Genomic DNA, 10,207 nt, shown 5'->3' on the forward strand with positions numbered 1-10,207 from the left:
TTCGCGGCCAATCCGCTTCGATCCGATCTCCACCCGCGCTCGAAGTAGGCAAGAACGCCGCTCGGTTACCGCTTACGAGCCAGCGGCCATCCTTGATGGCGCTCAGCAGGCCAGCCTGACGCAGCGTTTTCAGGTGGCGAGAGAGCTTGTATTGCAGCTCTTGGAGGCTGTCCACCAATTCGCATAGACAGATCTCTTCGCCGGTGTCTACGAGCAGACGCATGATGCGAATGCGGGTGCGGGTGCGGTCGGCCAAGGCTTGGAAGACTTCTTCGGGTTTGACGGTGATGAGATGCATAGTTGCATCATAGTGCAAGCGTGCAGAACCGCTGAGCCGTCTGCGCCGCGAACAACATCTGCGGGGCAGGCCGCTGGTTAACTCACAACAGTGCTTTCAACTTGCTACCGCCGAGCGCCTGAGGTGACCGCCTGCGCGCCGTTGCCGCAGGCGGTCGGGCGGAGTCACTTCAGTGTGAAGCGTGCCGTGGTGGAAGGCTTGCCCGGAAGGGTGACAACCGCGACCAGCTTGGTGCCGGCGCCGACCTTGAAGCTACCCTTGGCTTCGAGTCGATCACCTGCAGGCTTGAGTTCGACATCTTGCTTGTTTGCGCCAGACAGCAGCGTGAGCTTGGCACTGCCGTTTGCCACATCAACAGGCTTGCCGTGATCGCGAAGATGCAACTGGATCACCTCGGGCTTGGCAACGAGTTCGAGATCGAGATCCTTGACCTCGACCACCACGCCTCCATGCATCGATTCATGCTCGTGAGCATGGTCATGCTCGTCGGCTGCAAAGGCGGGGCCCACAGACACGAGAGCAGCGAGGGCGACGACTTTTGAGAACTTCATGGTTTTTCCTTTCTGGTTTGCATGAGGCGGGTTAAGCAGCGTCAGAATGCTTCGGCGTTTCGATCGTCGAGCAGACTCTCTGCATCGCGGCGGCCGAAGAGCCAGAACATTGCAGGGGTAAGGAAGGTATCCAGCAGGGTCGAACTGATGAGGCCCGAGAAGATCACCACGGCCACCGGATGCAGAATCTCGGTACCCGGGCGCTCGGCCTCGAACAGCAGCGGTGCAAGCGCAAACGCGGTTACCAGTGCGGTCATCAGCACCGGCGACAGGCGCTCGATCGAGCCCCGCAGGATCATCGTGTGGTCGAAGCTCTCGCCCTCGATACGCATCAGGTTGAGGTAATGACTCACCTTGAGGATGCCGTTTCGCACCGAAATACCTGCAAGCGTGATGAAGCCGACGAGTGCCGCCACCGACAGCGGCTGACCGGAGATCCACAGTCCAATCACCGCCCCGACCAGTGCGAGCGGAATGTTCGCCATGATGAGCGCCGAGAGTCGAACCGACTTGTAGCGGCTGTAGAGCACGACGAACATCAGCACGAGTGAGACGATCGAAAGCAACCCGACCAAACGGGATGCCTCTTCCTGAGCTTGGAACTGCCCGCCGAGGGTGATGAAGTAGCCCTCGGGCAACTTAAGGTCGGCCACGACGGTGCGGATGTCCTCGACGACCTCCGATAGCGGACGCTGCTGCGCATTGGCCGAGAGCACGATGCGGCGCTTACCGTCGTCCCGGCTCACTTGGTTCGGACCGTCACCATCCTCGATCGACGCCAGCTTCGACAAGGGCACATGTCCGGTCGGCGTTTCGATCAGGATCTGAGCCAGCCCGTCGACCGAGCGCGCCGTTTCCGGTAGGCGAACGACCAATGCGAACCGTCGACCACCCTCGACGATCTGGGTGACCTTCTCGCCCTCGACGAGGTTTTGCAGCGCGGCCAGAATCTGCGGTGCCGGCACCCCGTAACGGGCAGCGGCCGCATAGTCGATCCGCACCTTGATCTGCGGCGCGAGCACTTGCTTCTCGATCTCCAGGTCAGCGAGCCCCGGAATGGCGGCAAGCCGCGTTCGCAATACGTCAGCCTGACCGCGCAGGGTGTCGAGATCCTCGCCGAAGATCTTGATCGCGATCTGCGAGCGCACGCCCGACAGCATGTGGTCGATGCGGTGTGAGATCGGTTGCCCGATCGCGATCGCAGCTGGCAGATTGACCAGTCGCGACCGGATGTCTGCGGTGATCTCACCCATTGAGCGGCTCAGCTCACCGGCGGGTTTCAGCCCCACATCGAGCTCGCTGACGTGGACACCTTCCGCATGCTCGTCAAGCTCGGCCCGCCCGCTTCGGCGCCCGACGTGCGTCACTTCGGGAACCTGTTTCACGAGCACTTCCGCTTGCTGCGCGAGCACGGTCGACTCCGCCAGGGTAACGCCCGGGTTGAGCCGCATGCCGATCAGCAAGGTGCCTTCGTTGAACGGCGGCAGAAAGGTCGTGGGGAAGAACGGTACCGCAGCGGCAGCAATTGCCACCGCAACCGCACCCGCGGTGACGGCCGCCCTGGGGTGCTCGAGCACCCCCTGCAACGCCCCGCGATAACGTGCCTTGAGCCAGGCGAGCAAGCGCGTGTCACCGTGATCGAGGGACTTCATCCGGGGAAGCAGGTAAAAGGACAGCACCGGCGTCACGGTCACCGAAACGACCAACGAGGCGAGCGTGGAGACGATGAACGCCACGCCGAGCGGCACGAACAGCCGCCCCTCCATGCCAGGCAGCGCGAACAGCGGCAAGAACACCAGCACGATGATGATCGTCGCGTAAAGGATGGCCGAGCGCACTTCCATCGTTGCGCGCGCCACGAGTTCGATCGGGTGAAGCCGATGGTCGTGATGCTTTGCGCGGTCCTCCTTCAATCGGCGCAGCACGTTCTCTACGCCCACAACCGCATCGTCGACCAAGCCGCCAATCGCAATCGCGAGACCACCAAGGGTCATCGTGTTGATCGACTGCCCGAAATACTTGAAGACCAACGCCGTCATGAAGATGGACACCGGAATCGCGGTGAGCGCGATGATCGTCGGGCGCAGGGTGCCGAGAAAAAAGAAGAGGATTGCCGCAACGAACACCGATGCGCCAATCAGCTTACCCTTGAGCGTGCTGATCGATGCCTCGATGAAAGTCGCCTGCCGGAAGGTCACCTCCGGCGCATCCATCCCGGCCGGGAGCGATATCTTCATCTCTTCGAGCGCGGTTTCGATCGAGCGAGTCAGGTGAATGGTGTCCGCCGTAGGCTGCTTCTGAATGCCGAGGATGACGGCCGGCTTGCCCTCGAAGCCCGCATCCCCCCGTTTGGGCGCCGCTGCGAAGGTCACGGATGCGATCTGACGCAGCAGGATCGGCTGGCCATCTCGCGCAGTGATCGCGAGGTTCTTCAGATCCTCCAGGCTCGAGGTCCGACCGAGATGGCGGATGAGATACTCGCGCCCGTTCAGTTCGAGAAAGCCCCCCGAGGTGTTCGACGAGAAGCCTCGAATCGCCCCTTCCAACTGCTCCAACGAAACACCGAGCTCAGCCATACGGCGGGTGTCGGGCTGAACCTGGAACTGCCGCACCTCTCCGCCAATCGGGATGACTTGCGCGATGCCGGGGATCGCCATCAGGCGCGGACGAAGAACCCAGTCCGCATACTCTCGGACCTGCATCGGCGAGATCTTCGCCGTGTCGATCGGGATCGCGATCTGCATGATCTCGCCCATGACCGAGCTGATCGGCCCCATGCGCGGAATCACGTCTTCAGGCAACCCTTCCTCCATGGCTGAGAGGCGTTCCGACACCATCTGCCGGGCGCGGAAAATCTCGGTACTCCAGTCGAAGGTCACGTAGATGAAGGACAGCCCCGAGCTCGAGGTAGAGCGCACTGACTCCACGCCGGGCAAACCATTCATGGTGGTCTCGAGCGGAAAGGTGATGAGTTGCTCGACCTCCTCCGCCGCCATGCCGCCGGCTTCGGTCATGATCGTGACCGTCGGCTTGTTGAGATCCGGAAATACGTCCACGGGTGTTCGCGAAAGCGTGAACGCACCGTAGGCCATCAGTACCAGGCTGGCGATAATCACCAGCAGCCGGTTACCAAGGCTGTTGTCGAGTAGCCACTTGAACATCGGATAGACTCCCGGTCAGCGGATCTGGTTGATCAGCGTGGCGGCACGGGAGGCGACCCGCTCGCCGGCTTCGAGGCCGGACGTCACCGCAATGTTCACGCCGTCCAGCGGCGCGATCGTGACGGTCCGGGACTCGAAACGTTCGGGCGCCGTCTTTACCCAGACGATGGTTTGGTTTGCCGAATTCTTCAGCACCGATGCTGCGGGAACGCTTACACCCTGCTGCGTGCTGCGCGACTGGACGAAGACCTCGACCGGCTGCCCCACGGCAAGAAAGGCCAGCGCTTCCCCTTCGGCTGCAAAGGTGAGCGGCAAGGCCTGCTCGCGCAGGCTGCGGGCGGCGCCGATGAAGGTGAGCGGGATCCGCTGGTCGCCGACCGCAAGACTTGCAGAGGCGACATCCGCCGCTATTTCTGGATCATAGGAGAGCGCCTCGACACGCAGCCGCTTCGGGTCGACGATCTCGAACACGAGCTCGCGCGCATCGACCACTTGGCCTGACACGGCGTTAGTCGATGCGATCACACCGCTGACGGGTGCGGTCAGGACATCACGGGCATTGAGGCCACCACCGATCGCTTTCGATCTGGCCCTCAGGCTGGCAAGCTCGCTTTCGGCCGCCTCGATCTCCTTGCGCGGTACCGTGTCGGCGAGTTCCTTCAGACGCGCAAGGCGCTTTTCCACAAGGGCCCTGGCCGCGTGCAGCTCGGCCAATTGCGCCATCTGGTTAGACCGCTCGATCTGGTCCGTCGAAGGACTAACGTAAGCCAGCACGTCCCCCTTCTTCACGGCCTGACCGACGCTTGGCAACCCCTGCGGGCCCGCCTCCAGGCGCCCAGCCACCATGGCCTGCACCTTTCCGCCGGCATTCGGGTCCATGACCACCTTGCCGGCCAGCGCGGTGGTACGCGGCAATTCGCCGGCTTCCGTAACCAACGTGCGAACACCGATCTGGCGTTGTGCCGGCTTTGGCAGAAAGACACTGCCATCGGCTTGCCGTTGTGGCCCATTGCCTCCTGCCACAACTGGACCTTCATCGCCATGATCATGGCCTTCGCCAGCAAAGGCATTCCACGAGGCACTGGCCGATACCAGCGCCAGCGCAGCAAACAGTACGCTCAGCTTCACGCGGCACCTCCAGTCGAGCGATTACGCGAATTCCCCTTGCGAAGCACAACCCAGCCGATGAGGCCTAGCACAAGCCCCCCCGCGCCTGCCCCAATTGCGTAGGGTTTCATGTCCAATTCGGCAACCTCTTCGTGCGCCTCGGCGGCGGTCTCATGCAAGTCGAGCTCACCAGCGAGCAAATCGGCGTCCTGACCGGCAATCACCGTTGCCGTGACAGAGACGACACCCGGCTTGAGCGTCTCCTCGAGCGTGGCCTCGAACTCACCGTCGGCATGGGGCGTGAGCGCAACGGCCTTCCCATCGAGTTCCAGATCGACCTTTGCGTCCTTGACCGGACTGTTGTCAGCGAAGTGGTCAAGATAGACGGTGACGTTCTTGCCATTCACTACGCCGACCAGCTCGAAGAGTTCCGAGACGGCGGTAAATCGCGGCAATGCCGGGCCCGCTGTGGTCGCGGGCGCTTCTCCATGGTCGTGTCCGTCACCGGCCAGCGTTTGCGGGGCAAGCCCGGCAAGCACGGCAGCGAGGCTCCATGCCGCGAGGGTATGAGTGGATTTCATTTTGGGGATCCTGTTATTCATTCGGGAAGCAGGCCCAACGCTTGGCGCTGGGCCGAGATGGCGGCTGCCAGATCAATACGCGCGCGCGCGCGCTCGCGTTCGGCCTCGGCCGCCTCGAATTCGATGCGCAGACGGGTCGGCAGATCGGCCTCACCGAGGCGGAACGCCTTCTCGAAGAAGCCGCGTGACGCCTGTGCGAGGTCGGAGCGCCGTTCAGCAGCGGCGACCTGCTGCCGTCTCAATTCGACGCGCTGGTGCGCCATCTCTGTTTCGGCCAGCAGACGTTCGAGTTCGATCTGGAGTTGCGCCTCGGCCTCGATGGCCTCTGCATTGGCGCTTGCAACGCGGGACCGGCTGCGCGAACCGGAACCAAGCGGAATGCGCAAGCCCAGCGTGACTGTCTGTTCCCAGGATTCACCCGATGCGCCGCGTTCGCGGGTGGTCGTGACACTCAACTCCGGATTCGCGCGGCCCTGAACGCTGGCAAGGGTCATCGTGCGCCGCGCAACGTCGACCCGATCACGCAGCTCGGCCACTGCAGGGTGCGCCGTCTCAAGAATCTGTGTCGGTGTCGCAGCGGACGGGACGGGCTCCGGCGCAGACACCCCGCCGGATGAGCGTTCTGGCCCGATTCCAGTGAGCGTGCGCAACTGCTGTGCAGCATCTGCAAGGGCGCTTTCTGCCTCGGCGACGGCGGCTTCAGCTGTAGCTTGCACACCGTCGGCCTGATGCTGATCTGCGCGCGCCAGATCACCCGCCTTGATGCGCTTGGCCACGTCGGCGGCCAGTTCGCGGGCGTTCTCGAGACCCGCCCTCGCCAGCGTCACATCTACGCGCGCGCGTTGCCAATCCCAATATGCTGTGCGTACCGCTGCAGCGGTGCGCAACTGCGCGCCGCGAGCCCGGCTCGCCGTGGCAGCTATTTCGGCAGTGGCGAGGACTGCAGTGCTCGAACGTTCGCCCGACAGCCAGATCGGAACCGCGATGCCGACCTCGTACTCACGGCTCCCGCGATTGCTGTCCAACTGATCGGTTTTTCCGGCTACCTCTAGGGCGGGCGGTTCGACAAACCAACTGTCGGCACTGTCGCGGCGCGCTTGCGCCGCTTCCTGTTGAGTCGTGAGCGACAGCGCTTCAGGCTGGCGTGCCCATGCTGCCTCGAAAGCGTGCTTGAGGGATAGGGCGGTACTTGGAGCCGGGGGGGCGGGCTGCTGCGCCCAGGCACCATTGACGGCAAGGCCGAGCATTAGCCCAGGCAGCCATTTGAGACGAAGTTGCTGAAACATCCAATTCTCCGTTGATGTAAAGACACGGGGAATCGGCAGAGGGCGATCGGACCGATCGCAATGGACGCGTGACGCTACCGCTCAAAGCGGTAGGAACATCAAGAGGGAATGAAGGCGACCGCCCTGCCGATCAGGCTGGGCGGGCCCATTTAGGGCGTTCGGGCTCTGCGGGATGCTCCGCAAGTGAGCACCCAGGTGTGACGCCGATGGGGAGGGATGCCTGATGCTGTGTGAATAGCGCGCTGGACTCACTCGTTACTGCTGAAGAGCCCACCACCTGGCACGATGCGCAGTCTGTGTGTGCGCCCTTCGTGAAGCCCCCTTTTTCCTTGCCTTTTGCATCTTCGGTGTGACGATGCGCGTGATGACCAAAATGATTGGCTGCGGCACCGGATTCGTGCGCGCAGTAATCGCCCACCGCCGCCCAACTCAGTTGGGCAGGCAGCAGGATCAAGAGGAAAATCGCAAGCCAACGACGCATGGCGCGGATTCTATCAATAAGGATTTGCTATCGTCGACAGCGACGGTACCAATGGGCAGACCAAACGGCGCTTTACGAGAACCTGCTGGGCGAAACGCCTGGACGGCCCGACGTCTCGCGCCGATAGGTGGCTTCAGGAGCCACTGTACAGTTCATTCATGTACGCGCGCTCTGTCGGGGTCATGTCGACCAGCTCCTTGAGGACTTCTGCACGGGTCTTGCCGGGTCCGGAAGCACGCGAGGGCACCGCGAGGCCACGCTGCAGGTAGAAATAGCTGCCATCGGCCTTTGCCTGTTCGAGCTCGCGCAACACCTCGGCGCGGGTTTTCGTGCTCGTGGAGTGATCCGGATGGAACGTGAACCCCTGCTCGCCGGGAGCGGGATGCCACAGCGAGCTGGCTTGCGCAGCCGCAGGAACGACAAGGACGGCAGCAAGAAGCGAAAAAAGGGCAGTGGTGCGAGTTTTCGACATGACGAGACTCCTTCGTTCAACGTGAGAGGTGGCGTTCGGCATAAGCCGCTTGGCGTCGCCTTGCACCGAACACGTCGCGGACTTTAAGGGTCCATCCTCGTCGAATCGCGAACTGCCAGATTACGATTTCGTAATGTGATGGTTTCGGCATCTCCGCGATAATCGCTGCATGAAGATTCTGGTTGTGGAAGACGAGCCCAAGCTCGCCGAATACCTACGCAGGGCGCTCACCGAAAGCAATTACATCGTGGATGTCGCGCACAGCGGCACGGATGGCCGCTATCTCGCGACCGAAGGGCATTACGACCTCGTCCTCCTCGACGTCATGCTTCCGGGGCTGGATGGCTATGCCGTCTTGCAAGAACTGCGTCGGGGCAAACACGTACCCGTCCTGATGCTGACCGCGCGGGACGAGGTCGAGGATCGGGTCAGAGGCCTGCAGGCGGGTGCCGACGATTACCTGGTGAAGCCGTTTGCTCTGTCCGAGTTGCTCGCTCGCGTGCAGGCCTTGTTGCGGCGCGGTGCCTTGCGCTCGGATAGCCAGGATTCAACGGTGCTCCGTTTGGCGGACCTCGAACTCGACCTGGTTCGGCGCAAGGCGTCACGATCCGGGCAGCGCCTCGACCTGACCGCCAAGGAGTTCACGTTGCTGACGTTGCTGCTGCGCCGGCAAGGGCAGGTCCTTTCCCGTACCGCGCTCGCAGCGCAGGTGTGGGACATGAATTTCGACAGCAATACGAACGTGGTCGAAGTTGCGGTGCGCCGGTTGCGCGGCAAGATCGACGACGCTTTCGAGAAGAAGTTGTTGCATACCGTGCGCGGCATGGGATACGTCCTTGAGGACCGGAAGCCCTGAGAATGCGCAATCCGCGTTCGCTTAGCCGCTGGTTATCGTGGTGGCTCGCCGTGCTGGCCTCGCTGGGGCTCGGCTTGGTCTGCTCGATCGTTTACGTGGGCGCGAGTCTAAATCTCTCCAACAAGCAGACGGACGAACTGCGGCACAAGCGGGACATAGTGCGCCATCTCGTCGGCGAGATCGCAACGCGGGACGCGTTGCCGAGCCTGCGTCACAAGCTCGACGACTTCTTTGTGGGCCATGCCAACCTCGAGTTACGGCTGATCCAGGGATCTGACGCTCTTCTGTACGCAACTCCGGCGCGTTCAAGCCCCGGCGCAATCCTGCGGCGGGATGAGTTCGAAATCTCCGTGCCATGGTCGCCCACAACCATGCTGCGCGCCGAATTGATACTCGACAGCAGCGCCGACGCGCTGCTTTTGGAGCAGTTGGCCTGGACGCTACTCGCGAGCGCCCTTGGTGGAGCGGCGGCCATCTCAGTGGGCGGCGCATGGCTCGTTCGTAGAGCGCTCTTGCCTGTTCGCGACCTGGCTCGACAAGCAGCGGCCCTAAGCCCGGAAAGCGTTGGACAGCCGCTTGACGGCTCCGCCCAGGCACAGGAGCTTCAGCCGTTGGTCACACAATTCAACGCGCTCCTGGTTCGATTGAACCGCGCATATCAACAACTGGAAGGGTTCAACGCCGATGTCGCTCACGAGCTGCGCACACCGCTGGCGACCTTGATTGGTGAGACCGAGCTAGCTCTGAGTCGTCAGCGCGATGTCGCCGAACTGCGCGATGTGCTCGGATCGAACCTCGAGGATCTTCAACTTTTAGCGGGGCTGGTCAATGACATGTTGTTCTTGTCCCGGGCCGATCGCGGGGAGCGCGCCCGTCGCCACCGTGTGGATAGCCTGGCCGAACTGGTGTCCGAGGTCATCGAATTCCACGAAGCGTCAATGCAGGAGGCCGGCGTGACTGCGCGCTTACGCGGTGACGGCATGGGCACAGTCGATGCTGGGTTGGTTAGGCGTGCGCTCTCGAACCTGCTCGCCAATGCGACCCGTTTTGCAGAGCGCGGATCGGTGATCGAGGTCGATATCAAGCAGGACGCAGATGGCCGCATTTGCCTGTCTGTCAGCAACACGGGCCCTGTCATCCCCCCGGAGCATTTGCCTCGTCTATTCGACCGCTTTTATCGGGTTGATGGGGCCCGCGAACATCGCGACCATAACCACGGGCTCGGCTTGGCGATCGTAGCTGCGATCGCGCGAATGCATGGCGGCGCCACCTTTGTGCGGTCAGCTGCCGGAACGACGAGCGTTGGCCTTACCATGACCGTTATGGATAGCTGTTCAGTAACCGGTCACTGAGCGGCGTTCTTTGCCCGCCCGCGCCCACGCGGAACAATCCCTCCCACATTCATCAGGGAGGA

Annotated in this window: 9 protein-coding genes; 2 read left to right on the plus strand and 7 right to left on the minus strand. The window is 62.5% G+C overall.

Annotated elements, in window-relative coordinates; translation table 11 throughout:
• From B447_RS20940 to B447_RS20970, 7 genes are all read right to left on the minus strand, one after another.
• A partial coding sequence (locus B447_RS20940; protein ID WP_004248729.1) for a metalloregulator ArsR/SmtB family transcription factor occupies positions 1 to 298 on the minus strand: 298 nt, incomplete at its 3' end.
• 164 nt (positions 299 to 462) lie between these two features.
• Positions 463 to 849 (minus strand): hypothetical protein, encoded by a 387-nt coding sequence (locus B447_RS20945; protein ID WP_037983370.1) that lies wholly within the window; start codon positions 847 to 849, stop codon positions 463 to 465.
• A 41-nt stretch (positions 850 to 890) separates the two neighbouring features.
• A complete protein-coding gene (locus tag B447_RS20950; protein ID WP_004248730.1) occupies positions 891 to 4,010 on the minus strand; it encodes an efflux RND transporter permease subunit in 3,120 nt (1,039 codons plus the stop codon).
• A gap of 15 nt (positions 4,011 to 4,025) precedes the next feature.
• Positions 4,026 to 5,138, minus strand: coding sequence for an efflux RND transporter periplasmic adaptor subunit (locus tag B447_RS20955; protein ID WP_002924861.1), 1,113 nt, complete (start codon positions 5,136 to 5,138; stop codon positions 4,026 to 4,028).
• The gene (locus tag B447_RS20960) at positions 5,135 to 5,698 is read right to left on the minus strand and encodes a hypothetical protein (protein ID WP_002924863.1); all 564 of its coding nucleotides are present in this window, start codon (positions 5,696 to 5,698) and stop codon (positions 5,135 to 5,137) included. Before B447_RS20960 ends, B447_RS20955 begins: the two co-directional genes overlap by 4 nt.
• A 17-nt stretch (positions 5,699 to 5,715) precedes the next feature.
• Complete coding sequence (locus tag B447_RS20965; protein ID WP_004248731.1) at positions 5,716 to 6,984, minus strand: TolC family protein; 1,269 nt, start codon at positions 6,982 to 6,984, stop codon at positions 5,716 to 5,718.
• Between the two features lie 614 nt (positions 6,985 to 7,598).
• A complete protein-coding gene (locus tag B447_RS20970) occupies positions 7,599 to 7,937 on the minus strand; it encodes a DUF4148 domain-containing protein (RefSeq protein WP_004248732.1) in 339 nt (112 codons plus the stop codon).
• A 169-nt stretch (positions 7,938 to 8,106) separates the two neighbouring features.
• Here B447_RS20970 and B447_RS20975 point away from each other — a divergent pair, with 169 nt between their 5' ends.
• The gene (locus tag B447_RS20975) at positions 8,107 to 8,793 is read left to right on the plus strand and encodes a heavy metal response regulator transcription factor (protein ID WP_002924878.1); all 687 of its coding nucleotides are present in this window, start codon (positions 8,107 to 8,109) and stop codon (positions 8,791 to 8,793) included.
• Between the two features lie 2 nt (positions 8,794 to 8,795).
• The gene (locus B447_RS20980; protein ID WP_004248734.1) at positions 8,796 to 10,145 is read left to right on the plus strand and encodes a heavy metal sensor histidine kinase; all 1,350 of its coding nucleotides are present in this window, start codon (positions 8,796 to 8,798) and stop codon (positions 10,143 to 10,145) included.
• Positions 10,146 to 10,207 lie beyond the last annotated feature (62 nt).

Origin of the sequence: Thauera sp. 27, assembly GCF_000310125.2 — a bacterium.
Lineage (GTDB): Bacteria > Pseudomonadota > Gammaproteobacteria > Burkholderiales > Rhodocyclaceae > Thauera > Thauera mechernichensis.

Bases quoted from the DNA above. Each gene is read 5' to 3' on its own strand.
- B447_RS20980 (WP_004248734.1), top strand. From the start codon at position 8,796: ATGCGCAATCCGCGTTCGCTTAGCCGCTGGTTATCGTGGTGGCTCGCC.
- B447_RS20945 (WP_037983370.1), bottom strand. From the start codon at position 849: ATGAAGTTCTCAAAAGTCGTCGCCCTCGCTGCTCTCGTGTCTGTGGGC.
- B447_RS20965 (WP_004248731.1), bottom strand. From the start codon at position 6,984: ATGTTTCAGCAACTTCGTCTCAAATGGCTGCCTGGGCTAATGCTCGGC.
- B447_RS20960 (WP_002924863.1), bottom strand. From the start codon at position 5,698: ATGAAATCCACTCATACCCTCGCGGCATGGAGCCTCGCTGCCGTGCTT.
- B447_RS20970 (WP_004248732.1), bottom strand. From the start codon at position 7,937: ATGTCGAAAACTCGCACCACTGCCCTTTTTTCGCTTCTTGCTGCCGTC.
- B447_RS20950 (WP_004248730.1), bottom strand. From the start codon at position 4,010: ATGTTCAAGTGGCTACTCGACAACAGCCTTGGTAACCGGCTGCTGGTG.
- B447_RS20975 (WP_002924878.1), top strand. From the start codon at position 8,107: ATGAAGATTCTGGTTGTGGAAGACGAGCCCAAGCTCGCCGAATACCTA.